General features: G+C 59.9%; 23 protein-coding genes. 20 read left to right on the forward strand and 3 right to left on the reverse strand.

Annotated features, from left to right (window positions below):
* Positions 1 to 74 precede the first annotated feature (74 nt).
* Entirely contained in the window at positions 75 to 668 is a 594-nt protein-coding gene (locus tag B2P82_RS09005) for a hypothetical protein (RefSeq protein ID WP_084394437.1), read from the forward strand.
* Positions 665 to 1,606, forward strand: a complete 942-nt coding sequence (locus tag B2P82_RS09010) for a nucleotidyl transferase AbiEii/AbiGii toxin family protein (RefSeq protein ID WP_290496662.1) — start codon at positions 665 to 667, stop codon at positions 1,604 to 1,606. Before B2P82_RS09005 ends, B2P82_RS09010 begins: the two co-directional genes overlap by 4 nt.
* Before the next feature lie 147 nt (positions 1,607 to 1,753).
* Here B2P82_RS09010 and B2P82_RS09015 read toward each other — a convergent pair whose 3' ends face one another.
* The 3 genes from B2P82_RS09015 to B2P82_RS09025 form a co-directional block, all read right to left on the reverse strand.
* Complete coding sequence (locus B2P82_RS09015; protein WP_290478748.1) at positions 1,754 to 2,188, reverse strand: hotdog fold thioesterase; 435 nt, start codon at positions 2,186 to 2,188, stop codon at positions 1,754 to 1,756.
* Positions 2,189 to 2,266: 78 nt separating this feature from the next.
* The gene (locus B2P82_RS09020; protein ID WP_290496664.1) at positions 2,267 to 4,654 is read right to left on the reverse strand and encodes a thiamine pyrophosphate-binding protein; all 2,388 of its coding nucleotides are present in this window, start codon (positions 4,652 to 4,654) and stop codon (positions 2,267 to 2,269) included.
* A 161-nt stretch (positions 4,655 to 4,815) separates the two neighbouring features.
* Positions 4,816 to 5,115, reverse strand: a complete 300-nt coding sequence (locus B2P82_RS09025) for a hypothetical protein (RefSeq protein WP_034811487.1) — start codon at positions 5,113 to 5,115, stop codon at positions 4,816 to 4,818.
* 164 nt (positions 5,116 to 5,279) lie between these two features.
* Here B2P82_RS09025 and B2P82_RS09030 point away from each other — a divergent pair, with 164 nt between their 5' ends.
* The 18 genes from B2P82_RS09030 (at position 5,280) to B2P82_RS09115 (ending at position 24,646) form a co-directional block, all read left to right on the forward strand.
* Complete coding sequence (locus B2P82_RS09030) at positions 5,280 to 5,630, forward strand: helix-turn-helix transcriptional regulator (protein ID WP_051607513.1); 351 nt, start codon at positions 5,280 to 5,282, stop codon at positions 5,628 to 5,630.
* Positions 5,631 to 5,636: 6 nt separating this feature from the next.
* Complete coding sequence (locus B2P82_RS09035) at positions 5,637 to 6,497, forward strand: hypothetical protein (protein ID WP_290496667.1); 861 nt, start codon at positions 5,637 to 5,639, stop codon at positions 6,495 to 6,497.
* A 316-nt stretch (positions 6,498 to 6,813) separates the two neighbouring features.
* Positions 6,814 to 9,702, forward strand: coding sequence for a beta-helix domain-containing protein (locus B2P82_RS09040; RefSeq protein WP_290496669.1), 2,889 nt, complete (start codon positions 6,814 to 6,816; stop codon positions 9,700 to 9,702).
* Between the two features lie 114 nt (positions 9,703 to 9,816).
* Positions 9,817 to 12,426 carry a TonB-dependent receptor domain-containing protein gene (locus tag B2P82_RS09045; protein WP_290496671.1) on the forward strand — a complete coding sequence of 870 codons (2,610 nt, stop codon included), beginning with the start codon at positions 9,817 to 9,819 and terminating at the stop codon, positions 12,424 to 12,426.
* A 99-nt stretch (positions 12,427 to 12,525) separates the two neighbouring features.
* Complete coding sequence (locus B2P82_RS09050) at positions 12,526 to 13,389, forward strand: type II secretion system protein N (protein ID WP_290496674.1); 864 nt, start codon at positions 12,526 to 12,528, stop codon at positions 13,387 to 13,389.
* 2 nt (positions 13,390 to 13,391) lie between these two features.
* Positions 13,392 to 15,344 (forward strand): type II secretion system secretin GspD, encoded by a 1,953-nt coding sequence (gene gspD, locus B2P82_RS09055; protein WP_290496676.1) that lies wholly within the window; start codon positions 13,392 to 13,394, stop codon positions 15,342 to 15,344.
* Positions 15,341 to 16,831, forward strand: coding sequence for a GspE/PulE family protein (locus B2P82_RS09060; RefSeq protein ID WP_290496678.1), 1,491 nt, complete (start codon positions 15,341 to 15,343; stop codon positions 16,829 to 16,831). Before gspD ends, B2P82_RS09060 begins: the two co-directional genes overlap by 4 nt.
* Positions 16,831 to 18,039 carry a type II secretion system F family protein gene (locus B2P82_RS09065; protein ID WP_290496684.1) on the forward strand — a complete coding sequence of 403 codons (1,209 nt, stop codon included), beginning with the start codon at positions 16,831 to 16,833 and terminating at the stop codon, positions 18,037 to 18,039. The genes B2P82_RS09060 and B2P82_RS09065 overlap by 1 nt, the downstream gene beginning before the upstream one ends.
* Before the next feature lie 9 nt (positions 18,040 to 18,048).
* Positions 18,049 to 18,507, forward strand: a complete 459-nt coding sequence (gene gspG / locus B2P82_RS09070) for a type II secretion system major pseudopilin GspG (RefSeq protein ID WP_290485550.1) — start codon at positions 18,049 to 18,051, stop codon at positions 18,505 to 18,507.
* Positions 18,507 to 18,980, forward strand: coding sequence for a PulJ/GspJ family protein (locus tag B2P82_RS09075; protein ID WP_290496686.1), 474 nt, complete (start codon positions 18,507 to 18,509; stop codon positions 18,978 to 18,980). The genes gspG and B2P82_RS09075 overlap by 1 nt, the downstream gene beginning before the upstream one ends.
* 1 nt (position 18,981) lies before the next feature.
* A complete protein-coding gene (gspI, locus tag B2P82_RS09080; RefSeq protein WP_290496688.1) occupies positions 18,982 to 19,359 on the forward strand; it encodes a type II secretion system minor pseudopilin GspI in 378 nt (125 codons plus the stop codon).
* On the forward strand, positions 19,356 to 19,952 hold the full coding sequence (gspJ, locus tag B2P82_RS09085) for a type II secretion system minor pseudopilin GspJ (protein ID WP_290496690.1): 597 nt from the start codon (positions 19,356 to 19,358) through the stop codon (positions 19,950 to 19,952). The genes gspI and gspJ overlap by 4 nt, the downstream gene beginning before the upstream one ends.
* Positions 19,949 to 20,935: a type II secretion system minor pseudopilin GspK gene (gene gspK, locus B2P82_RS09090; protein ID WP_290496692.1), complete on the forward strand. Its 987-nt coding sequence runs from the start codon at positions 19,949 to 19,951 to the stop codon at positions 20,933 to 20,935. Before gspJ ends, gspK begins: the two co-directional genes overlap by 4 nt.
* Positions 20,935 to 22,041, forward strand: a complete 1,107-nt coding sequence (gspL, locus tag B2P82_RS09095) for a type II secretion system protein GspL (RefSeq protein ID WP_290496693.1) — start codon at positions 20,935 to 20,937, stop codon at positions 22,039 to 22,041. The genes gspK and gspL overlap by 1 nt, the downstream gene beginning before the upstream one ends.
* The gene (locus B2P82_RS09100; protein ID WP_290496696.1) at positions 22,038 to 22,514 is read left to right on the forward strand and encodes a type II secretion system protein M; all 477 of its coding nucleotides are present in this window, start codon (positions 22,038 to 22,040) and stop codon (positions 22,512 to 22,514) included. The genes gspL and B2P82_RS09100 overlap by 4 nt, the downstream gene beginning before the upstream one ends.
* Complete coding sequence (gspN, locus tag B2P82_RS09105) at positions 22,511 to 23,257, forward strand: type II secretion system protein N (protein ID WP_290496698.1); 747 nt, start codon at positions 22,511 to 22,513, stop codon at positions 23,255 to 23,257. The genes B2P82_RS09100 and gspN overlap by 4 nt, the downstream gene beginning before the upstream one ends.
* Positions 23,254 to 23,724 (forward strand): hypothetical protein, encoded by a 471-nt coding sequence (locus tag B2P82_RS09110; RefSeq protein WP_290496700.1) that lies wholly within the window; start codon positions 23,254 to 23,256, stop codon positions 23,722 to 23,724. The genes gspN and B2P82_RS09110 overlap by 4 nt, the downstream gene beginning before the upstream one ends.
* A 127-nt stretch (positions 23,725 to 23,851) precedes the next feature.
* Entirely contained in the window at positions 23,852 to 24,646 is a 795-nt protein-coding gene (locus tag B2P82_RS09115; protein WP_290496702.1) for a CAP domain-containing protein, read from the forward strand.
* The last annotated feature ends 80 nt before the right edge of the window (positions 24,647 to 24,726 follow it).

Consider the following 24,726-nt stretch of genomic DNA (forward strand, 5'->3'; position numbering starts at 1 on the left):
TGCATGACTTTTTAATAAGAAATGTTGCATAATATGGAGCATGACCCCTATATTGTGGGTGATGGAGACAGAACATGACCGCGCTTGCAAAACTAAAAAGGAAATTGCGCCCCGGACAGGTGTACCGGCGCAAGGAGCTTGCGACCTGGTCAAACGCTGTCGATCGACATGTTGGACAGCTGCTTGACGAAGGACGCCTCGAAAAGGTTGGGGCAGGGCTCTATATGGCTCCGAAGAAAACTCGGTTCGGGCAGGCACCCGCCAAGCCGGAGAAGCTGGTTGAGTCATTCCTGGGGGATGACCGGTTTCTTATGGTTTCGCCAAACGCCTATAACAGCCTCGAATTGGGAACGACGCAGCTCTACAATGAGCCGGTAGTTTATAATCGCAAACGGCACGGCCATTTCGAGCTGGATGGCCGACGCTATGACTTCCGCATGCGGACCTCTGTTCCTTCAAACCTCAGCGAAGAATTCCTCCTGGTGGATCTGTTGCACAACCTCGATCGGCTTCCCGAGGAAAAGGCAGCAGTGCTTCCCAAGGCACTTAGGCGTGCGCGACGTATGGACCGCGCGCGACTGTCACGTGCGGTGAAGGATTTCGGATCGGCGCGGGCTGCAAGGCTCCTCAAGCCTGTATTGAACCCTGATCAGGCAACCGCCGCGTGACCCTCCTGCACGCACTGCCTGATTTTGCCGACCTCATCGCTGTTGCTGCGCGAAACAACACTATCGATCCGGGCCTCATCGAAAAAGACTACTGGTTGATGCACTGCCTCTGGGGACTGCAGCAGCTTGACTATAAGTTTGAGCTGAAAGGCGGAACTTCGCTGTCAAAGGGATACGGCCTCATCGACCGTTTTTCGGAAGACATCGACATCCTGATCCACCCAGAGACCGACCTCCAGTATGGCCCAAACCACAACAAGCCTGCGCAGGTAAAGGCGCGTCTCGAATTCTTCAACGGTCTGGCCGAAGCCATCAAAATTCCCGGCATTATCGAAGTGGTCCGCGACGAAGAGTTCGACGACACACGCCATTATCGCGGCGCGGGCATTCGATTGAAGTATGAGTCGGTGAATCCACTACCAGAAGGGCTGAAGGCAGGCATCCTGCTCGAAGTCGGGTTCGACCAGGTGGCGCCCAACCGGCCATGTACGATTTCGTCCTGGGCTTACGAACTTGCAGTGGAGAGTGGGATTGCAGACCTGACCGACACCCGCGCGGTCGATGTGCCTTGCTATGAGCCGGGCTATACTTTTGTCGAAAAGCTCCAGACCATCTCAACGAAATTTCGAAAGCAGCAGGTGGACGGCGGTATGCCTGTCAACTTCATGCGCCACTATTATGACGTGTACTGCCTGCTCGCTGACGCCTCGGTGATCGAGTTCATCGGAACAGACGCGTATAAGGACCACAAGGCCAAAAGGTTCCGCAAGGCAGATGAGCCGGACCTCACAAGGAACGAAGCCTTTCTGTTGAGCGACGCAGAAACGCGAAAGGCGTACGCGGACGCTTATGCAAAGTCACGAGCGCTTTACTACAGGGAGCCTGCACCCTTTGACGATATTCTGGCGCGCATCAGCGAGCGCCTGCCGGAACTTTGAATGATCGTTGCTTGCAGGGAAATCTCTAACCTTCTGAAATAAAAGGAATTACTAGCTTACTCTTTTGTTGGGTGCGCCCTCCCGCACCCAAACTGGCCCTCGATGTCCTCACGGATATCGGGGGCTTTTTCTATTTAGTCCGGAGTTTCAAGCCTGTCTCGCTGGGATCACCGCGACCGTGAAACGGGAGATACAAACCAGGCGGTCAGTCTCATCAGTGATGCGGATGGACCATATCTGCGTTGTCCGGCCGAGCGCTTCCGGCGTGGCGGTTCCGTACACATACCCTTCTTTCACAGGCCTCACATGATTGGCATTGATCTCGAGGCCGACACCGATCTGCTCGTTGGAATCCAGAGTCAGGTTAGCTGCGATGGATCCAACGGTTTCGGCCAGAGCCACAGATGCTCCCCCATGCAGCCGACCGTGTGGTTGGAGCGTGCGTGCGTCGACGGGCATGCGGGCCGTCAGCGAATTGTCGGTTATGCCCGTGACGGTGATACCCAGATGGTCAACCATCGTCCCTGACTGGTTTGAACTCAGGGTTTCAAGATCGGGTAGACCATTTTTCCAGATCGACATGTCGTCTCCATATGTTGGCGCGAAGTCGACCACAGCATGGGAAGGGCGTTGCTCACAAGTCCTCACGCAGGGACAAAGCTAGACATGTTTGGCGAGACGAATTTTACGCCCGGCTGAGAGGTGGTTGGCGGCGGCGACGATGGCGTCGGCGTCGATCATGAAGTGCCTGTAGAGATCATTGATCGTGCCGGTCTGGCCGAAATGTTCGACGCCAAGCGGCGCGGTCCGGTGGCCCATGACTGAGCCAATCCAGGCAAGTGTTGCCGGGTGGCCGTCCGTAACGGTAATCAGCGTCGCATCGCGCGAGACTGAGCCCATCAAGCGTTCGATCTGGCTGACGGCGTTATCCTGCCCGCGCGCTCTGGCGCGGCGCGCAGCGGTCCATCCGGAGTTCAGGCGATCGGCAGAGGTAATGGCCAGCACGCCGATATCGCGCCGGTCATTGCCGATGCGTCCGGCTGCTTCGATGACTTCCGGGGCGACGCAGCCCTGATAGGCGATCACGACCTCACAATTCGGGCCCGGTTCCCGAAGCCAGTAACCGCCATCGACCACGCCGCGCCTGAAATCCGCATCATCGCGCGCTTTCAGGCCGAGCTGGTCAATGGAGCGTGTGGTCAGGCGCAGATAAACTGAGCCACCGGTTTCATCACGTAGCCAAGTGCGCTCATCCGGGTCACCCTCACCGCTGCGTTGGAGATAGTCGAAGGACCAATCCATGATGATCGAGAGTTCATCGAGGAAGGCTGGTTCAAAAGAAACAAGCCCGTCCTGACTCATGCCGATCAGTTGCGCACCGATAGATTGGTGGGCGCCGCCTTCCGGGGCCAGCGTCACTCCAGAGGGCGTGCCGACAATGATGAACCGGGAGTCCTGATAACAGGCATAATTCATCGCATCGAGGCCGCGCGCCACAAACGGATCATAGACCGTGCCAATGGGAATGATGCGCTCGCCAAACAGGCTGTGTGACAGGCCGGCCGCGCCGAGCATCAGGAAGAGGTTCATCTCGGCGATGCCAAGCTCGATATGCTGGCCCTCGGGAGAGAATTGCCATTTTTGCGTTGAGGGAATGCGCTGTTCCCGGAACGTGTCGCCCTTGGCTTCGCGTGCGAACAGGCTGCGCCGATTGACCCATGGCCCGAGATTGGTTGACGCGGTCACATCCGGGGACGTGGTCAGGATACGGTCAGCCAGTTCGCTGTCGGTCTTGGCGATGGCATCGAGGATCTTTCCGAAGCCGGCCTGTGTGGATTGGTTGCGATCGTCAAGGAAGACCGGGCCGGAGCTTTTCACGATAGGGGCGTCGAACCGCCTGCGGCCTTTCGCGAAGAAGGCGGCGTCATTCATCAGCGCCGTCAGGCCATCAGGATTGCCGATCCCGGCGAGCACGTTCCATTCCTCGCCCTGCGGCACGCCCATGCGCTTCTGGAAATCCGCCATTTGGGACGGGTTCATCAGGCCGGCATGATTGTCCTTGTGCCCCGCCAGCGGCGTGCCCCAGCCCTTGATCGTATAGGCAAGGAAGACGGTGGGCTGGTCGTCTGTGACCCCGTCAAACGCTTCGGTCAGCGTCTGGACGCACTGACCGCCGAGATTGTTCATCAGGGCGGAAAGCTCGTCATCGCTGCGTTTTTCGAGCAAGGTCGTGACGTCGCCCTGATCGCCGATGTCATCCATCAGGCGTTTGCGCCATGCTGCACCGCCTTGATAGGTGAGAGCCGAATAGTCAGCATTCGGACAGGTCTGGATCCATTCCTTCAGGACCCTTCCGCCCGGTTCCTCGAACGCCGCGCGTTGCAAAACGCCATGGCGCAGAACGACTGTGCGCCATCCAAAGGCCTTGAAGATAGCATCGATTTTCTCCCACAGTCCCTCGTGCACGACACCGTCAAGGCTCTGTCGGTTATAGTCTATGACCCACCAGGTATTGCGCAAATCATGCTTCCAGCCTTCCTGAAGGCATTCATAGACATTGCCTTCGTCCAGCTCGGCATCCCCCACGAGGGCGATCATGCGGCCAAGCTGACGATCACTCGCCCACGGTTTGGCTTCGAGATAATCCTGCATCAGCGAAGCGAAGGCCGTGATCGCGACGCCAAGGCCAACAGAGCCTGTGGAGAAGTCGACATCGTCCACATCCTTGGTGCGGCTCGGATAGGATTGCGCGCCGCCATAGCCGCGAAAATTCTCGAGCTTTTCGCGCGTCTGGTTGCCCATCATGTATTGCATGGCATGGAAGACCGGCGAGGCATGCGGCTTCACCGCAACCCGGTCTTCCGGACGCAGTGTATGGAAATAGAGGGCCGCCATGATCGACACCATCGAGGCGCAAGAGGCCTGGTGGCCGCCGACTTTCACGTCGCCTTCCTCTTTTTCGCGGAGATGGTTGGCATTGTGCACGATCCAGGAGGACAGCCAAAGCAGGCGTTGCTCCATGGATTTCAGCGCCTCGAAGTCGGTCATTGCGAAAAGCCCTGTTCTGGCAGTCTGCGCGGGGCAGACTGCAATTTGAATACAGGTTCGTAGCATCAGCCGAGCGGCAGATCATCCCTCTCGATGATAATGACAGGGCATGTCAGTGCGTCTGGCCGCGGAATGTTGAAAGAAAACTGCTTCGATCGTGATCAGGCGAAGAGATCACCTGTTTCCACGTCGCGCGCTGGAGCCATATCGTCACCGCGATAGAAACAGGGGTGTTTGATGCGGCTGAAATTCCTGTGCCGCTCATAATGGACCCAGCCGCCATTGGGCATGCGCTGGCTGAGGATCGGCGCATCGCAGACGGGGCAGGCGGAATGGCAGGATTTTTCCGGCCCGCCGCTGTCGCTTCGCTCGATCGGCATCCAGGAGGACGCGACCTCCACCATCTGTCCGGAGGGCAGACGGCGCATATGTGCCCGGCGGCGAATCCATTTGATCGACATCTCAAGCTCCCTGCTTCGGCCGATCCCAGAAGGCGCGTGATTCGGTTAAGCGAAAGTGGGCAGACAGCCGTCCCCGCTGTCGCTGTCACAGAACTTTATCACTGCCGACATTAAACCGTACAGAAATCCGCATATCGCTGCGACAGCTGCAAAGGGGCAATGCTGTGACCAGTGATTTTGAATTGGTTTACTCCTTGGAAATCAAGGTATTGGATCTCGAGAAAAAGGTTTTGGAGCTCGAAGAATCAATCGCAGGCCTCACGCAACAGCTGCATTCGGTTGAAAACGAAGCCACCCTCAATGTTCCTGACGAAATCACCGAGAAAATTCGGGAAGGTGAGAACCCGGTACGGGTTGTCCGCCAGTACCGCCTGATGACCCAAAAGGATCTGAGTGATGTGTGCGGCATTCGCCCGAACCATATTTCGGCCATAGAGCGCGGCATGTCCTATGGCCTCAAAACAGCCAAGCGATTGGCTGATGCGCTTGACGTTCCTGTAGATTTACTGACTTGAGATCCCATGAAACTGATGTCCTCTCTCGCAGCTTCGGCTGCTGCTTTCGTTCTGGCTGGATGCTCCAATGGTGCCGACGACGCGCCACGGCCTGTTTTTCCGGACGCTGAGCCAGCCACACAATTCACCCGCGCCTACTCCATGACCGAAAGTCCGGACGGACAGGTTCGCGTCTTTGCGAAAGAGAATGGCGACGAGACCTGGCTGTACGAGGTGCGCCGCGCCGGCAAGGCCTGGGGCGAACCTGTGCGCCTTGAATTTCCGTCAAAAAATATTCTGGTCGGTCCCAGCTTCAACCCCGTGGACGGCACGCTCCTGTTCGCGTCAGATGCCGAAATGCCTCAATGGCCTGGCCGGAAAGATTTGAACATCTGGCAAGTGGCGCTGGTGGATGGCGAATGGGGGCAGCCTGAACCCCTGCCGGGCGACGTGAATACGGGCGCGAATGAAACCATGGCGGTTGTCTCGGCAGACGGTCTGATGGTGTACACTTCGAACAAGAGTGGCAGCTATAATCTGGCCGACGCCCGCCGGGATGATGAGGGCAACTGGATCAAGCAGCGTGACCTGGAAGAGGTCAATGATTTCCGCACGAATGATCATCTGGCGCTTACGGCAGATGGACGGACGCTGTTCTTCTACTCGCATCGCGCCCCCAAGATCGGCATTGTCGACATCTGGATTTCCAGCCGACAGGAAGATGGCACTTGGGACGCGCCGAAAAATCCGGGAGAGCCTCTGAATTCTGCAGGTATAGACTATGGGCCCGGCCTTTCCGCGGATGGAAAAACGCTGTTTTTCTCGCGGGAAGGCGATCTGTTCCAAATTCCCGTATCGGTCGTCCTTGCCGGGGCTCCTGACGCCTGATCCCTTAATGTTCCGGGCGATGCAGCGTAAACACGGCCGCGTCAGTCTCCTTCTCAGGAGTGCCGCGATCACAGTTGATTATCGAGCCTTTTTCGCGTGCCTGACGTTTCTGGCGGCGCGCTCACAGGCCGTGGACTGCGGGTTTATGAAGGTAAGTGCTGCCGTCATAAAAACTTTGCGGAACTGTGCGGAAACCGTCGCGGGTCACTGCGATAAGCCGCTTCGGATGCAGGTGGCCATGGAATCACTATTGGCCCGATCCAACGAATTATTGCTGAGACCGGCATCCTTCATTGGGGCCACAAAGGGGTAAAGAATGAAACTCGGGAAGACCTTGAAGCTCGCGACCATGGCGAGTGTTGCCGTGCTGACACTCGCTGCGTGTTCGGACACGACGATTTCCTCACCAGGAGCATCCGAAACGCCGGTGAGCCCACCGCCTCCGCCTCCGCCACCACCGCCGGCCGCAGCGACTATCGATCTGGTCCCGACAGCCGGCTGTCCTACGGGCACGGCTGAAGCCACATTTGCTGCTGTGGCTGCCGATGGCTTCTCCGACGTCGACGTGTGTGTGCTCGGATCCGACGCCACAGGCGGCACGACGATCACGGCCGACCTTGAAATTCCAGCCAACACCACGATCGCCATTCAGGGCCCCGTCTTCATCGGTGAAGACAACAAGGATAACGCTGGAACGCCCGTCACGCTGACGATCAATGAGGGCGTTCGCTTCTTCGGCGCGTCCGCAGGCGGCACCGCGACAGCCACCGATGACTATATCGTTGTGACGCGCGGTTCGACGATTGCGGCAACGGGCACTGAGGCTGCTCCGATCCGCTTCACGGCGCGCGCAGCCATGAATGATGAAGAGACCGGCTCCAACCTGATCGAAGCTGGCACCAATGCTCAATGGGGCGGCCTGGTCATCAACGGTTTCGCACCGATCAATGCGTGCGGCGAAACCACTGCAACCGGCGGCACCGCTGACTGTGAGAAAAGCGGCGAGGGGTCATCCGGTCTGTTCGGCGGCGCAACCGCTGACGATGATTCCGGTAACCTGAACTATGTAATCGTCGAGTATGCAGGCGCCCGCCTGACCAATACGGACGAGTTGAACGGCATCGCCTTCCAGGGCGTTGGGTCCGGCACGGACGTTGACTATGTTCAGGTCCACAACAATCTCGATGACGGTATCGAATGGTTTGGCGGTACTGTGAACGCGAAGCACGTTGTCATCACCGGCGCTGGCGATGACTCGCTGGACTGGACCGATGGTTGGCAGGGCAAGCTGCAGTTCGCAGCTGTCCGCTCGACAGTTCCTAGCTCTGACGATCCGCGCGGCATCGAAGCTGACAACCGTGACGGCGAGAATGACAAGACGCCATTCTCCAGCCCGAGTGTTTCCAACTTCACGCTCGTCGGCACAGATGGCAATCAGCAGGGCATCCTGCTGCGCCGTGGTACACAGGGCAACATCGTGAACGGAATTGTGACCGGCTACGCAACCGGCATCGACGTCGATAACCCTCAGACCTTTACCGGCTTCTCGGATGGCGATCTGGTGATCGAATCCCTGCTCCTCGACACGGCTGAGAATTTCGCTACGGACTCCGACGGTGTTCCGACCTTCGCGGCTTCTGCGAACATCCGGACGGGCAACAACTCGCTGGTGGAGAATTTCTTCCCTGGCCAGCAGGAGCTGAACGTTCCTGTGTCCACGGTTCTGGCAGCTGACGCCTTCTTCGATACCACCACCTATATCGGTGCATTCGGACCAACCGAAACCAGTGCAAACAGCTGGGCTAACTTTGCCCTCGCTGGCACGCTGTTCGACGAAGAAGAAGCCGAGTGCCCAACCGGCACGACTGAAAATGGCGAACTGGACGGCAAGAAGCTGTGCCAGATTGATGGCTCCAGCTCCATCACATCAGACCTGCGTCTCTCCAATGGAGACGAGCTGATCTATGAACTGGTCGGTCCGGTCTTTGTCGGGGTTGACCGTGGTCCCGATCCGGCTACACCGCTCGCAGGCTCTGCTGCCGCATCGCTTACGATTGATGCGGGTGTGACGGTCGTCGGTGAAGGCAATGACGACTACCTCGTCATCGCTCGGGGGTCTCGCCTCCTGTCGAACGGCACCGAAGCTCAGCCGGTTGTCTTCACCGCCAAGACGGTTGTGGATGGCACAATCGCGGCCCTCGACCAGGACACCAAGGGTGTTTGGGGTGGGATCGTCATCAACGGTCGCGCTCCGATCAATGCCTGTAACGAGACCACTGCGACGGGCGGCACGGTTGATTGTGAAAAGTCGGGCGAAGGTTCCTCCGGCCTGTTCGGTGGTGCAACTGCCGACGATGACTCCGGTCAGATCTTCTACACCCGCGTTCAGTATGCTGGTACACGCCTGACCAATACGGACGAACTGAACGGCATTGCCTTCCAGGGTGTCGGTTCGGGCACCGAAGTTGATTATGTCCAAGTCTACAACAACCTCGACGACTGCTTCGAATGGTTCGGTGGTGCGGTAAACGCCAAACACCTGGTCGCAACGGGTTGCGGTGACGACAGCATCGATTGGACAGATGGTTGGACCGGTTCGCTGCAGTACGGCATCGTCTACGCCGGTGCGACAAGTGCAACGGGCGGCCTTTCGGGTGACCCACGCGGCATCGAGGGTGACAACCGTAATGGTGAGAACGACAAGACGCCGGTCTCCAGCCCGGATCTGTCCAACATCACGATCATTGCCAGTGGCGACGCTGCTGCAGACACGGGCGCCGTGCTCCGTCGCGGTACGCAGGGTACGCTTGTGAACGCCATCATCCTTGGCTGGCCAGATGCCGGTCTGGATGTCGATGATCCACAGACGCAGACCAACGTTACAAATGACGACCTGCTGATCCGCTCGCTCTTCCTCTCCGACAATGGTGAAGACATCGAGAGCGGTGACACGGACGACGTGACCTTCGTCACAGCTGACAATGTTGTGACCGGTCAGACGGTGACCATGTCCGGCTTTGCCTTCCGGTCGGGCCGTCCTGGTCTTGTCCCGGGCGCCAATGAGAACGCTGTTCCCGTCTATGACGTGACCGGCATCGGCAACCTCGAAGCCACAACATATATCGGCGCTGTCGAAGATGCTGATGACAAGTGGTTCCTCGGCTGGACGATCGATCAGGAAGGTAACCTGACATCGACCAACTAAGCCGGCCTTGAACAGATTGGATGGGGCGGCAGACTCTGCTGCCCCATTCCGTCGTTCAGACCAGAGACATTTCGGCGGGGCTGAGTCCCGTCAGCCCATTACAGGAAACCTCAAATGAAACGCCTCCTGTCTGCCCGTTCCTTGCTGTTGACCGGAGCCTGCCTTGCCTGGCTGTCACCGGCATTCGCTCAAGAAGACTCCTCGCCATCCGACTCCACTCCTGCTGTCGAGCAGGAGGAGGAAGCCCGTCAGGAAACTGTCGTCGTGCGTGGCTTGTTCATTCCGGACGAAAAACGCTCCACTTCCGAAGTCGCCGCTCTCATTGATGAAGGCGATTTCTCGCTGCAGGGAGACGGCGATGCTGCCGCTGCCCTCGCGCGTGTTGCCGGTATCGCCACGGCTGAAGACGAGTTCATTTACGTCCGTGGTCTCAATGAGCGCTACTCGACCGCGCTTCTCAACGGATCACCGCTGCCAAGCCCTGCGCCATTGCGCCGGGTCGTGCCGCTGAACCTGTTTCCGACATCCGCTCTGAAGAGCGTTCTGGTCCAGAAGACCTATTCACCAAACCTTCCGGGCGAATTTGGGGGCGGTCTTGTCGATTTGCGCACCAAGACCGTGCCGGATGAAGCCTTCTTTACTGTCGGCGCAAAAGTTGCCCGCGATACGTCGACGACGCTTCGCAATGGCCTGATGTATGACGGGACAGATACCGACATTTTGGGCTTCGATGATGGTGCTCGCGACCTGCCTTCCCTGGCAGATGGTCTCACAACTGAGTTCGGCCGTCAGTTGACTGACAATTCATCCCTCCTGGTCATGCAGGAAGGGGAGGTTGCTCCGAACTTCAGCATCGATATGTCGGGAGGCAACAATTTCGACCTCACGTCTGATATCTCGATGGGCGTGATCGCCGCTGTCGGATATGGCAATTCCTGGCAGACGAAGCGGGGAACGCGGGGGTATGGCGACCTTGAGGGTGACGGTCTCCGGTCAGCTTTCCAGCAGGATCGTTTGAGCACACAGAATACGATTGATACGAACGCCTTGGCGACAATTGGTTTCGAGGCATTCTCCGACCATGAGATCAAGTTCACCGGGCTTGTGACCCGCTCTTCTGAAAAGGAAGCGCGGATCATTACCGGCGAGAACAATGAAGACGTCGACCAGCGCCTCGATGCTTTGGAATGGGTCGAGCAACAGCTCTGGTCAACGCAGGTCCAGGGCGAGCATTTCCTGCCTCAAGTCATGGATATGAAGGTGGAATGGCGCGCGTCATATTCCGAAGCGCTTCGGGATGCGCCCTACCAATTGTCGAACATCTACAACATCAATGATGCTGGCGTGCCGATCCTCTCTACCAGCCCTGCTGCGAACCGGATGCAGTTCAGCAAGGTTGAGGATGATACCACGGATTTCGGGATCGACGGCACATTGCCGATGACGCGGGACGGGGAGTGTACGTTCCTTTGTGAGGCTGACCTGAAATTTGGCTACAGCTATGTTGAGAATGATCGCGCAGCCACCTCGCTGCTTTACGATATCAACGGTGTCGGCGGCACGGACCGCACCCAGCGTCTCGATTACATCTATGACTATATCTTCCGGTCGGGTGTTGGCTCGATTACGGAAGTAGCTGGTGAGCAATTCCCGCAATTCTATGTGGCAACGCTGGAAATTGATGCCGCCTATGCCGGGATCGATGCTCAGATCACGCCTTATATCCGCGCTGCGCTGGGTGTGCGTTTTGAAGACGCGATCGAGGCCATTGATACGCAGAACATCAGTGGCGATCTAACCGGCAACACGGTGGAAGGGGTCATCGACCAGTCTGACTGGTTGCCGGCTTTGACCATCACCTGGAACCCGATCGAGGATTTGCAGGTTCGTGGGGGATATTCCGAAACGCTGACGCGTCCTCAGTTCCGCGAACTGGCCCCGGCTGTGTTCGTCAATACGGAAACCGATGCCACCTTCTTCGGTAACCCGTATCTCGTGAACGCGTCGATCAAGAACTATGACCTGCGCGGCGAATACTATTTCGCCCGTGATCAGTTCGTGACGCTCGGCCTGTTCTACAAGGATCTGGAAAACCCGATCGAGGAGATCCTGGCCGGTACAGAGACAATTCAGACGACGTTTATCAACGTACCCTCTGCCAAGCTGTACGGATTTGAAGTCGAATACGAACAGCTCCTGCCATTCGACCAGTGGACCGGCTTGGGCTTCTTTGATGATCGCGAAGTTCAGGTGAAAACCAACTACACCTGGTCAGATTCCGAGATCGGAGCAGATGGTGAAGTGGCCTTCAATATCGGTACGAATCTGAACCCGGTGCGCGGCACCACGACGGCTGCCGGGCGTCTCGAAGACGGGCGCCGGATGCAGGGCCAGTCCGAACACCTCTTCAACGTCCAGCTGGGCCTTCTCAATGAAGAGGCGCAGTCCGAATACAACCTGCTGTTCAATTATGTCAGCGAGCGTATCCGGTCGGGTGAGAACGGCAACCTGCCCGCAATTCTGGAGCAGCCGCCAATGACGGTGGACTTTGTCTGGAACAAGCGCTTCCAGTCTGGCAGCGGCCAGTATGAATTCTCCCTCAACATCGAAAACATCCTTCAGGAAGACTATGAAGCTTTTCAGGAGCGCGGGGGTGACCGCGTGGATGTCGATACGTACGAGCAAGGAACCATTTTCAGTATTGGCCTGAAACGTATGTTCTAGCTTCGGCTCTGATATTGCATATCATCAATTACAGGTCCGCGGCCATTGTCGTCGCGGACCTGTTAGCTTAGGGGAAACCCTCTTTCGAGGGGCTTGATATTGACGGAACGGCTTGAATCTCTTGCAATTTTCGCTCGGCGTAGCGTCGGGCCTGCCTTGCGCATGATTGAGGTCGCCTTGGTCGTGGGCATTGGCCTGGCGACGGCAAAGCTCATTTGGCTGGCGGTAGAACCGGGCGGGGCAGTCTCTCCGGACATCCCGGTTCGCTCCGTCGTGCAGCCCCCGCAAGGTATCGCAACCGACATATCCGTGGATACGTCCCGGCTCCTCCACGAAAATCCGTTCGGCGCGGCCTCCGCCCTCGTGGCGGATATCCCGGACGCGCCGGAAACAAGTCTGAACCTCAAGCTGCGGGGTGTCCGCGCATCGTCGGAAGAGGCCGGCGGCATCGCCCTCATCACCACACCAGACAACCGGACTGCAGCCTATTCGCCCGGCGAAGCCATCCTTGAGGGGGTCACCCTTCACCGGATTTATGGGGACCGCGTCACCCTCCGGAAGGGCGGCCAGACGGAGGCCCTGATGATGGAAGGCGGCGCCGGCCTGCTATCGGTCCTGACCACGCCGGGCCAGCCTGACCCCGAGAGCAACAATTCTGCCACGGGCTCCACCAGCGCCCGGATCGCCCGCGCCGACCTGATGTCCAGCATCACGATAGATCCGGTCCATCACGGTCAGGAATTTGTCGGCTACCGTATCGGCTCCCGGGGTGACGCTGACGTGATGACCCGAGCGGGTCTTCAGCCCGGCGATGTGGTCGTGGGCCTGGATGGCGCAGACATCAATGACGTTCCTCCGGCAGAGCTTGCCCGGAAATTCTCCGATCCTAATCCCGTTCGTCTGAAGATCGACCGGGACGGAAAGACAATTGACCATACCCTCGCGCCCGAGGAGGCCCGATAGACATGAATTTGAAAACCCTCTTGTCCGCAACGGCAGTTCTCGCAGCATCTCCGTCGGCCTTTGCCCTGGCCAACGAGACGCCGGCGGATACGGCGCGGCACATCCTGAATTTCGAGGATGTCGAGCTGTCCGCCCTTATCGCGGACGTGTCGACGGTGACGGGCTACACGTTTGTCGTGCATCCGGAAGCGCGCACCAAGCGGATCACGGTCTCCTCCACCACGCCGCTGACGCGCCAGCAAGTGTTCGATGTGTTCCTGTCCTCCTTGCGCGTGCACGGATTTACGGCGATCCCGGCCGGCAAGGCCACATATCGCATTGTCCCGGAACAAAGTGCTGTGGGTGAGGCGGGCATGGGGGCATACGGATCGAACGCCTTCACGACCGAAATCTTCAGCCTCCAGCATCTGAACGCCCTCGAAGCAGCGAAGATGCTCAAGCCAGTGATTGACGAGCAGGGACAGGTGATTGCCAATGCCCAGTCGAACACTTTGGTCGTTGTGGATTATGCGTCCAACATTCCCCGCTTGCGCAGCATGGTCGACAAGATTGATGCCGATCCTTCGGTGACGGAAACCATCCAGCTGGCCAACACCTCCGCCACGGAAGTCGCAAACATCCTGACCTCTCTGAACACCAGTGCCGGCGAGGACGCCTACAAATCCAATTTCAGGGCCATAGCGTCCGAGGCGGGCAATGCGCTGATCCTGCGCGGTGATCCGGCCGCCGTTGAGCGCGCCAAGCTCGTGACGGCGGATCTGGATGGCCGCGACCGGCTTCAGGACACGATCCGGGTCGTCCCGCTGAATAATGCGGATGCGGCCGATGTGGTGCCGATTCTGCAGCAGGTGGCCTTTGCCATCGATAAGCGCCGCGGACTCGCGGATGCGAATGAGGCGACCACAATTGCCCATCATGATTCCACCAACTCGCTGGTCATCAGCGCAGCGCCGGAAACCCTGCTAAGCCTCGAGCGCGTCATTGGCGATCTTGACCGCCGCCGCGCCCAGGTTCTGGTGGAAGCCATCATTGTTGAAATGGCTGACGACACGGCGCGGCAACTCGGTCTTCAATTCCTGTTGTCAGGCACCGGCAGCAGTTCAGTCCCGTTCGCCACGACAAATTTCTCGGCATCGGCGCCAAACCTGCTCACGCTTGCGGGGGCTATCAGCAGTGACACGCCATTTTCAGGGGACGAGGACAGCGCGGTCAGCGACTCTCTGACAACGGCAGCGCTCAACTCGCTACTGGGATTGACCGGGATCACGGTTGGGGTCGGCGGGCAGGATGGTGATACATTGTTCGGCGCTGTACTGACGGCTGTGGAAGCGGACACGAATTCCCGCATTCTCTCTAAGCCATTTAACATGACTCTGGACAACGGAACATCGTCTCTGCTTGTCGGGCAGAATGTGCCAATCACAACCGGTCAGGTGCTGGGGGACGATAACACAAACGCTTTCACGACCGTGGATCGCAAAGATGTGGGGGTTGGGCTGACCGTTACGCCTCGAGTGTCGAATGATGGAACGATCCGTATGCAAATAACGCAAACCGTATCCAATGTGGCCGGCGCTATTACGGCAGGTGTGACAGATATCGTGCTCAATACGAGAGAGATCAATACCAGCGTGATCGCCGACGATGGCGAGATCATTGTCCTTGGCGGCCTTATTGAGCAGACCGAAGCCTTTTCCAATGAGAAGGTGCCGTTGCTTGGGGATATTCCTGTTGCAGGTCGCCTGTTCCGGACGGAAGGCAAGTCGCTTGGTCGGACGAATCTGATGGTCTTCATCCGCCCGACGATTGTTCGCGACCGTGCCGGAGCAAAAGCCGTTACATCACGCTCCTACAACTATATCCGCGCCGAAGAACTCTGGGACGGAGAGGGGAGCGACACGTCCTCTATCGACAATTTCATCACAGAAGTGCTGGGAAGCCCGCCGCCGCAATGACGCCGACCGATTTCGCCCCAACGCAATTCACATACGCCTTTGCCAAGGAGAAGGGACTGGTCGTCCTGCCCGAACGGGAGCAGCTGACCGTGGCTGTCCGTCAGGGCGCAGATCCGCTGGCGCTGGTGGAGGCACGACGCGCGCTCGGCAGCGTGTTTGCTCTGGAATCTCTGGACAAGGACTCCTATGACCGGTTGCTGGCCGAGGCCTTTGCGTCTGGACCGATGGCGGATGATGACGTCGATGCCGCCGTGGAGAGCCGGGGCGGTCTGGAGAGCCTGATCGACGATATCCCGAAAGCTGCAGACTTGCTCGACGGGCAGGATGACGCGCCGGTGATCCGCCTGATCAACGGCCTGATCCACGAAGCCATCAAGCGCCGCGCGTCCGACATTCATATCGACCCGTTCGAAAACCATCTCTCGATCCGCTACAGGATCGATGGCGACCTCGTCGAAGTTCTGACTCCGCCGCGCAAACTGGCCGCGCCCATCTTGTCTCGGATCAAGGTCATGGCGCGGCTCGACATTGCCGAAAAGCGTCTCCCGCAGGATGGCCGGATTTCTCTGTCAGTAGGCGGACGGTCTATTGATGTGCGTGTGGCCACACTCCCCACCCGGTATGGGGAGCGGGTTGTGCTGCGTCTGCTCGACACAAAGAACGCGCTGGTTGGCCTTCCGGAACTCGGCATGGATGCAGACACGCTGGAGCGTTTCTCCGATGCGCTGGCCCAGCCAAATGGCGTGATCCTTGTCACCGGGCCGGTCGGCTCCGGCAAGACGACGACGCTCTATGCGTCGCTCTCGCGCCTGAACAACGGTCGCGACAACATCATGACCCTGGAAGACCCTGTTGAGTATGGTCTGCCGGGCATCAGCCAGACCCAGATGGATCACAAGGTCGGCCTGACCTTTGCGGCGACGCTCCGCTCCATTCTTCGCCAGGATCCAAATGTTGTTATGGTCGGCGAGATCCGGGATTCCGAAACGGCGGAAGTCGCATTTGAATTCGCCTCCACGGGCCGTCTCGCTCTGTCCACACTTCACACGAACAGCGCGGCCGGGGCAATCACCCGCCTGCGTGACATGGGCATCGAGGCCTACCTGCTCGCGTCCACGCTGCGCGCAGTGATGGCGCAGCGCCTCGTCCGCCGCCTCTGCCCGAATTGCAAGACGGAGCGTCCAGCCACCGCGGTGGAACTCGACGCTCTCGGCTTTGGCGCAGGCGAGACCGTCATGGTGGGCGAGCCGAATGGCTGCTTCTCGTGTGGCAATACCGGTTTTGATGGCCGGATCGGTATCTATGAGCTTCTGGTCGTGGACAGCAATATCCGCGATCTGCTCGGGTCCGAGGCCAGCGAGCACCGGATCGACGAAGCCGCGTTTTCCGGCCATGACCGGTTGATCGACAATGCGCGGCGCTATGTCGTCTCGCAGGAAACCAGCCCCGCTGAAGTGCTCCGCGTCAGCCGCAAGGGAGGTGGGTGATGCCGGCATTTGAGTATGTCGCCGTCGATGATCATGGCAGGCGCCAGAAAGGGATTATTTCCGCCGAAAGCCCGCGTTCTGCGCGCCGCGAATTGCGCCTGCGTGATCTCATGGCGCTCGATGTCATTCCCGTCAGCGAGCAATCGGCCAAGGCAAGCCGCATCGGCGGCCGGATCGGCGAAAAGCAGCGTGTCCTTCTGGTGCGGCAATTGTCCGTGCTCCTGCAATCGGGCCTTCCGGTCGAACAGGCGCTTGGCGCAGCCGCAGAGGATGCGGCAACCCAGCAGGCACAGCGTGTCCTGCACGCCATCAAGACTGAAGTCACCGAAGGCGCGCGTCTTGCAGACGCGATGTCAGTCGCGCCAAAGGCGTTTCCACCGCTCGTGCGCTCGGTCGTCTCTGCCGGCGAACTGTCGGGACGGCTTGGCGACGTCATGGAGCGCCTCGCCACATATCTCGAGCGTAGTCACCAATTGCGCCAAAAGGTTCAGGCAGCGCTGATCTATCCGGCGGTTTTGGGCGTCATGGCTGTCGGCATGATCATCGCCATGATGTTGTTTGTCGTGCCGCGCCTGGTCGAGCAATTCGACCTGTTCGACACGGATCTGCCACTGATCACCCGTATCGTGGTCAATCTGTCTGAAACCCTGCAATCACATGGTATCCTGATCGCTCTGGCGCTCGCGACCCTGGTCTTCGCCGTGGTCCGCGCCTTCAGGGTTCCCGCGGTGCGCCGCGCAATTGATCGCTACAGCCTGAACCTGCCTATTGTGGGCCCGCTAAACCGGACCGTCTGCGCGGGCCGGTTCGCGCGTGTCTTCGCGACGCTCTCCGGCTCTGGCGCGACCATTCTTGAGGCTTTGAGCGGGGCCAAGGGGGCTTCGGGCAATCTCGTCTTCAGTGAGGCGGCAGAACAGATTGGCGAACGTGTGCGCGAAGGCGGCTCCTTTGCCGGCGCGCTGAAGGCCACCGGTGTCTTCCCGCCCATGATGGTGCACATGGTCTCCAGCGGAGAGGCCGGGCGCGACATTCCCGGCATGATGACCCGCGCGGCAGACTATCTGGACAATGAATTCGAAACGGGATCGTCCACGCTCCTGTCCCTGCTGGAGCCGCTGATCATTGTTGTGCTCGGCGGGCTGGTTGGCCTGATCGTCCTGTCGGTTATGTTGCCGATCCTGCAACTCAATACTCTCGCTATCGGATAGGAGGCAGTCATGCACTTAGTCACGCCCCGCACCCCTCAGGAAAAACGCCGCAAGACGGCGGGCTTCTCGCTCGTGGAACTCATGGTGGTGGTTTTCATCATGGGCCTGCTCGCCACGCTGATCGTCGTGAATGTCGCCCCGGCGACCGACCAGTCCCGCATCGGCAAGGCGCATTCCGACATTGCGGCGCTCGAAAGCGCGCTCGATATGTATAATCTCGACATGTACGGATACCCTTCCGCAGATCAGGGCCTGGCCGCGCTGAGCACGGCGCCTACCGGCGCACAGGCCGCGCAGTACCGCCCCGGAGGCTATATCAAACGCATGCGGACTGATCCCTGGGGCAATGAATACGAATACGCTTACCCTGGCACACGTTCGGGCAGCGCCTATGACGTCTTCTCCACTGGTCCGGATGGACAAGCCGGAACGGACGACGATATCGGGAACTGGGATCCCGCAAGCTGATGACGCCAATCCTGTCCTCTCAATCCGGCATGTCTTTGGTTGAGGTTCTGGTTGCGCTCTTCATTCTGGCGCTGGCCAGCGCCGCGATCGTCATGACGCTGCCTCGCCAGCCATCCCGTCTTGACCGGGAAGTGACGCGGCTGGAGCTGGCCATTGACCGTCTGGCAGACGAAGCCATTGCCTCGGGCGAGGTGCGCGCCATCCGCCTGGGGGAAGATGAATATGCGGCCGAAGCCTGGCGCGACAGCCGCTGGGTCGCGCTGCCGCGATCGGGGCATACATTGCCATCCCCTCTGGCGATCTCTGTCTCAACATCGCATCGGGGACTTCAGGAAAGTGATCTGAAGGATTGGCCGCACATCGTGGCCGACGCGACCGGCATCGTATCTGCGCGGTCGCTGACCCTGATCGAGGGCACGGATCGGCGTGTCCTGACAGTGTCTTCATCCGGCATGGTCGAGGTGGAGCGCTGACATGACGTCTCCGCGTTCACAGCAAGGCTTCACGCTGGTCGAAGTGCTGGTTGCGCTCGGCGTGTTCAGTATTGCCGCAATGTCGCTTGCGCATCTCGGGAACGAAACCCTTGTCGGCGCGCGCCATGTGGATCAGCGTTTCCTTGCCACTGTCGAAGCTGACAATCTGATGGCCGAAGCGCTTGTTCGTCCCGGCGCCATTCCGCCGGGTGTGAACACCGGGGAAAGCACGCAGCGCGGACGCAGGCTGACCTGGATGCGCACGATCAGCGCCACCGGAAGGGAAGGCCTGTTTTCGGTGTCGGTCACGATAGGCGATGCTGAAACGGGGCAGCAACTCGTGAGCCGCCAGACCCTGATACGGGTGCCGACATCATGAGCAAGTCGGCCGGGTTCACCTTGATCGAAATGTTGGTAGCGCTCGCCGTGACCTCGCTGCTCATGGTGGCGGGATCGACCCTGTTGATCCAGACCTTGCGGTCCGGTCAGATGGTGGAGGCCCGCACAGAGATGGTTCGCGATCAGGATACGGCCCATAGCCTGCTGCGGGATGACCTCGCCAATGCGACCCTGCGTCTGACCCAACCGCCCAATGGGCTCGACGCTCCCAAGGCTTTCAGCGGCGGGTTCTCCACGCTGGAGCCCTTTTTGGCCTTCACCCGGGCCGGCTGGATCAATCCCGGTCATGTCGAGCCGCGGGGCGACCTGCAACGGGTGGAATACTTCCTGACTGACGGAAACCTTGTTCGCCGCGCCTGGCTGCGACCAGATCCGGTCTACAACACCCCCTATGCAGATCGCGTGATTGCCGAGGATCTCGACAGCGTCGGCCTGCGTTTCCTGACCGGCACCAGCTGGCAACTGGACTGGCCGGGCCAGTCAGACACGCTGCCGGATCTGGTCGAGCTGACCTTCGTGTTCGGAGAAGGCGACGAGCTGCGCCAGCTCTTTCTTGTGGGGGGTGCAGGATGAAACGCCGGCACCCTTCCGATCACGAACGCGGCGCAACGCTGCTCAGCGTGTTGCTCATCATCGTCCTGATGTCGACAGCGGCGCTTGCGGCCACCGATGCGCTGGCGCGGTCCGTCAGCGTCTCGCGGGTCTCGGCCAGCCGGGCCGACAGCTTCTGGGCGACGCGCGGGGCCTTGTCGGTTGGCGAGACAATCGTGAATGAGGCCCTGGCGAAGACGGACGGGGCCTTGACGGCCGACTCCCTATTGTTCCGTGAACCAATTGTGTTTGCGTATTCGCGCGGGACGATTTCCGTCCGGTTTCACGAGGCCACGAATTGCCTGAATCTGAATGCCCTTTCGCTGGGGGACGATGAAGCCTCGGGCGGGAGCGTGTCCCCCGACCAACTCCACCGCATGCTTGAGGGCGCAGGCCTGTTCAACAGCGAGGCGCAGCATCTGGTGGATTCGCTGTCCGACTGGATGGACGCGGATACCAGTCCCCGCGCCTCCGGCGCCGAAGATGGCGCGTATGGGGGCCGGGCAATCCCTCATCGGACGCCGGGACAGCGGCTCGTCTCTATCAGCGATCTACGCGCGATCGACGGCTTCACTCCGGATGTAATGAACGAGATTTCGAATCTGGTCTGCGTCCGTTCAAGGTCGGATGATGCACCGCTGAACATCAACACGCTGACAGCGGATCAGGCGCCACTGCTGGCAGCGCGCTTCTCCGACGAGTTGTCCACAAGCGAAGCCGAACAGCTGATCCTGTCGCGCCCGGAAGGGGGGTGGCTGAATGTTGGTGAATTCCTCCTGTCGCGGGATGTGGCCAGTATCGCGCCGGAATTGCGCCGGGATAGCGCGCTGTCGATACGCTCCGATCAGATTGGGGCTGCCATTTCGATTGCCTCCGACACGGGCACCATTCGCATCGATGCGACCTATGGGCGTGGCACCGATGGCATTTATGTCCTACAGGGCTCAAACAGGAGATCAGGCTGATGCGCCCGAGACTTTACACGGAAATCCCGAGGGACGGCGACAACTGGCGGTTCGTGCGGAGCGGTCCGTCCAGGCTTGAGCCCGTACCGGAGAGCGCTGGCATTCCATCTGGTGCGGATGTTGTCGTCTTCGTTCCCGGAACCGAACTGACAGCGCACCGGGTGCGTGCGGCGGCCCGGCGGCCGGTAGAGCTTACGCGCCTTGCGACATTTGCGATCGAGGATGATCTCGCCGTGCCGGTCGAGTCCGTTCACGTCGCCGTGTCTGCGGATCAGGACGATGCGGGGTTCCGGATGGTCTATGCCGTGTCCCACACAGTCATGCAGCATTGGTTGGCCCAGCTAGAGGCTGCCGGCCTCGGATCGGCCCGGATTGTGCCGGATCTGTCCCTGTTGCCGCCAACCGAACAGGTCGATTTCGGTCGCTATCAATTGCTGACCGTCGAGGGACGTCCCGTTGCGTTCGACAATGACTGGCCGAGTGATGTCATGTCGGCGCTCCTCAAGGGCACGGAGGCAAACGCCGCTCCCCGCCGGGCAGAGTCCCTGACCGAACTGGCGCTCTGGGCCGAGGCGGCGCCGCGCCTGACCGATCTCCGGCAGGGCACATATGCCCGCGCCTCTGAAACCGGCATCTCCCTGAAACAGTTTCGCTTGCCCGCGGCGCTTGCGGCCACCCTGTTTGTGGCATGGGGCGTGCAGACGGCGCTGTCGGTGCATACGATGAAGAATCTGACGACGGCGCTGGATGCGGAATCCCGCGCGCAATATGCCGCCGCTTTCCCGGGCCAGCAGGTGCCGTCCAATCCTGCCGCCGCCTTGCGCTCGCGCACCGGGGCAACGACCAGCGTCGCCGCGCCCAGCTTCCAGCAGACCAGTGCGGCGCTATACGGAGCGGTGGAGAGTGTCAGCGGAGCGAATTTGGTCAGCTTGCGGTATGACCGCGCCATCGGTGAACTCCGCGCCACGCTGACATATCCGGCCTTTGGAGCTGACCTGGATCTGAAGACGGCGGTTGAGGCCACCGGCCTGCAGGTCAGTTTGGGAGATACGCGCCTTGAGGATGGACGGGTTGTGGGCGATCTGTCGATTGGAGGCCGGTCATGATGGGATACTGGAACAGCCGCACCGGACGAGAGCGGGCATTGATCGGCGTGGCACTCCTGCTCGTGATTGTCGCGCTCCTGCAATTCGCGATCGTGCGGCCCCTGATGGCTGCAAAGGCGGACTCGAAACTGGCTCTGGAAGCCGCCAGTCGGCAGCTCGACGTGGTCTCGGCGGAACTCACCTCACAAACGACGCGCGTGGCCGGTGCCACTGCCGCCCGCGCCTCCAGTCAGAACTTACGGTCGGACCTGTTGCAGCTTGCCAATGCGAGAGGCCTGTCCGTGTCGCGGTTGCAGACCGCGGATGACGGCCGACTGATCCTGCAGTTTGAGCGGACGGTGCCAACGCTGGTCTATGCCTGGCTGGCCGATGCGGATTTGCGCTATGGCGCCGTGCCCGAACGCGTGACCATGTTCGCCGAGGAGGCCGGCTATGTGCGGGCAAGTTTTGAGTTCGCGGGAGGCGGGTCATGATGCGGACAGGATTTCTCTTTGTCGCTCTCTTCGTCATCACGTTGATTGGCGGCCTGATCGCTTTCGCGCCCTTGTCCTTTGCCCTGCGCCAGTCCGGTATCGCGGATCGCGGCGTCAGCTGGCAGCAGGCGCGGGGGTCGGTTTGGCATGGTCAGGTCACCGGCCTGTCATGGCGCGGCACGCCGCTCGGCGCGGTCAATCTCGATTCCGATCTTCTGCGTCTCGTGACAGGCGGCCCGTCGCATGACGTGTCGTGGAGTGGGCCGTTCGGCCAGGGCCGGGGCAGGATCAAGGCATCCGGATCGTCTGTTATGGCGGAAGAGCTGTCCCTGAATATTCCGCTGACGGAACAGGTCGGCGCCGATCCTGTTATTGCGCAGCTCGGCAGCAGCCTCCGGCTCTCGAACGGCTCTGTGAAACTGTCTGGCGATCAGTGCGAGGCGGCGGCGGGCATTGTGACGAGCGATGTGGCCCGTCTTGCCGCGGCGTCGTTTGGCCGGGACTGGCCTGTCCTGAGCGGTCCGTTGACTTGCACGGACACCCGGTTGAACGCGCACCTCACGGGGGATGCGGGGGACGGCACCCGTATTGTCCTCAAGGCCGTGGCACAGGATGGCTTTGAATTGGAACTGACCAATTTTGATGATGAATTGCGCGCTGCCTTGCTGGCGGCGGGCTTTGCAGACCGGAATGGCGCCCTAGTCTACACGCGGTCCGTGAACAGAATGGAGACAAGGCCATGAGGCAGGTATTAGCGATTGTCGCGGGGGCGCTGCTGCTGGCGGCATGTGCGAGCGGCGACAAGAAGCGGCCCGTTCCGCCGGCGCCGGAGGTTCCGGAGGCAGGCAATCTGCCGGCGCAGGATCTTGCGGATGGCGAGTGCGCGCTGTTTCTGTGGACCCAGGGAGCGCCCCGACGCTTCATCTACTTCTCCAAGGCAGGCAGCCAGACGGCCGAAACCATGCTGTCGAAAACCCAGCAGACCATGGCACTCGTCCGTCAGGGCGGCACCTTGTTCGGCCAGTTCATGACGGAAATGGACTACACGACCCTCGACGGGGAGACGATGTCCCTGCGAATCACGCCGGGTGAGATGGTGGAGGGCGGGCAAAAAATCTCAGCTGGCCGCATCAAGCTACTGAATGATGGAGGTTGGGAGACCGTGATCCCTGTGGCGGGTTTACGGGCGTGCCAGCCGGATACTGAGTGATTGCAGGGCCTTCCGGCAGGACACCTCGGAGTATCATACACATAATATACGCAAACGTGTCATTACTTGACGCAAATCTGTCACACACGGTATTGTGACACTTATGTTACAGAAGCAATACAGATATATGTCAATCTCCGCTCTGGCGCTTGCGGCGCTGGGACTGACTGCGAATGCCCAACAGGCTTGTGACCTGTCGGATGGTCTCGGCCTGCAGCCTGCTGCATTCCAGACTGAAACTGAAGCCTGTTTTGAGGGCCTCAATGGCGTCACGCCGGATACGTTCATGCAAGGCCAGCTTGGTCAGTTCACGGCCGCTGACCGCAGCGACGCGGGCAAGGCGAGCCTGACGAACCTTGCGACGCTGAACGAAGCTGCACGTATCCATGCTTATGACATGGCGGTTCGGGGCTATGTTGCCCACGAGGACATGGAAGGACGCAGTCATCTCGACCGGGTCCGCCTGCTGGACCGCACCCACCTCATGGGGGCATTCGGCGCCAACATGGCCATTGTGGATGACTCGGCTACGCCTGAAGAAGCCTATCGTGCCCTGATGGCAGACCCCGCCAACAAGGCCAATCTCAAGCGCGGCGAGTTCGACCATACCGGTGTGGCGGCTGTGCGCGCCAATGGCCGGATCTATTTGGTCCAGCTGTTCTCCCGTGTTGAAGGGACGCTGCAGGCTCCGATGCCGACCCAGATGAACGGCAAGACTGACCTCAAGGCCGTCTTCGCGGAATCCCGCGCTGAGCCACTTGGGTGGTCGGTTGTCTCCACGTCCGGCAATGTGCTCGCCAAGGGCATCGGCGATAGCGTCCCGGCCAGCGAGCTGAAGGGCCAGTCAGGCTATCTGACCATCGACATGGCACTCGGCAAGGACCGCTACACGCTCAAAGGCCCCGCGGTCTCACTGTTCTAGGCTGCGCACCCTCTCCAGATACGAAGAAAGCCGGTCCCTTCAGGGGCCGGCTTTTTTCATTGGAGCGGGTGAAGGGAATC

Origin of the sequence: Hyphomonas sp. UBA4494, from assembly GCF_002388935.1 — a bacterium.
GTDB lineage: Bacteria > Pseudomonadota > Alphaproteobacteria > Caulobacterales > Hyphomonadaceae > Hyphomonas.

Coding starts and splice junctions, on each gene's coding strand:
- B2P82_RS09005 (WP_084394437.1), top strand. CDS start 75: ATGACCGCGCTTGCAAAACTAAAAAGGAAATTGCGCCCCGGACAGGTG.
- B2P82_RS09015 (WP_290478748.1), bottom strand. CDS start 2,188: ATGTCGATCTGGAAAAATGGTCTACCCGATCTTGAAACCCTGAGTTCA.
- B2P82_RS09020 (WP_290496664.1), bottom strand. CDS start 4,654: ATGACCGACTTCGAGGCGCTGAAATCCATGGAGCAACGCCTGCTTTGG.
- B2P82_RS09025 (WP_034811487.1), bottom strand. CDS start 5,115: ATGTCGATCAAATGGATTCGCCGCCGGGCACATATGCGCCGTCTGCCC.
- B2P82_RS09035 (WP_290496667.1), top strand. CDS start 5,637: ATGAAACTGATGTCCTCTCTCGCAGCTTCGGCTGCTGCTTTCGTTCTG.
- B2P82_RS09040 (WP_290496669.1), top strand. CDS start 6,814: ATGAAACTCGGGAAGACCTTGAAGCTCGCGACCATGGCGAGTGTTGCC.
- B2P82_RS09045 (WP_290496671.1), top strand. CDS start 9,817: ATGAAACGCCTCCTGTCTGCCCGTTCCTTGCTGTTGACCGGAGCCTGC.
- gspD (WP_290496676.1), top strand. CDS start 13,392: ATGAATTTGAAAACCCTCTTGTCCGCAACGGCAGTTCTCGCAGCATCT.
- B2P82_RS09060 (WP_290496678.1), top strand. CDS start 15,341: ATGACGCCGACCGATTTCGCCCCAACGCAATTCACATACGCCTTTGCC.
- B2P82_RS09065 (WP_290496684.1), top strand. CDS start 16,831: ATGCCGGCATTTGAGTATGTCGCCGTCGATGATCATGGCAGGCGCCAG.
- gspG (WP_290485550.1), top strand. CDS start 18,049: ATGCACTTAGTCACGCCCCGCACCCCTCAGGAAAAACGCCGCAAGACG.
- B2P82_RS09075 (WP_290496686.1), top strand. CDS start 18,507: ATGACGCCAATCCTGTCCTCTCAATCCGGCATGTCTTTGGTTGAGGTT.
- gspI (WP_290496688.1), top strand. CDS start 18,982: ATGACGTCTCCGCGTTCACAGCAAGGCTTCACGCTGGTCGAAGTGCTG.
- gspJ (WP_290496690.1), top strand. CDS start 19,356: ATGAGCAAGTCGGCCGGGTTCACCTTGATCGAAATGTTGGTAGCGCTC.
- gspK (WP_290496692.1), top strand. CDS start 19,949: ATGAAACGCCGGCACCCTTCCGATCACGAACGCGGCGCAACGCTGCTC.
- gspL (WP_290496693.1), top strand. CDS start 20,935: ATGCGCCCGAGACTTTACACGGAAATCCCGAGGGACGGCGACAACTGG.
- B2P82_RS09100 (WP_290496696.1), top strand. CDS start 22,038: ATGATGGGATACTGGAACAGCCGCACCGGACGAGAGCGGGCATTGATC.
- gspN (WP_290496698.1), top strand. CDS start 22,511: ATGATGCGGACAGGATTTCTCTTTGTCGCTCTCTTCGTCATCACGTTG.
- B2P82_RS09110 (WP_290496700.1), top strand. CDS start 23,254: ATGAGGCAGGTATTAGCGATTGTCGCGGGGGCGCTGCTGCTGGCGGCA.
- B2P82_RS09115 (WP_290496702.1), top strand. CDS start 23,852: ATGTCAATCTCCGCTCTGGCGCTTGCGGCGCTGGGACTGACTGCGAAT.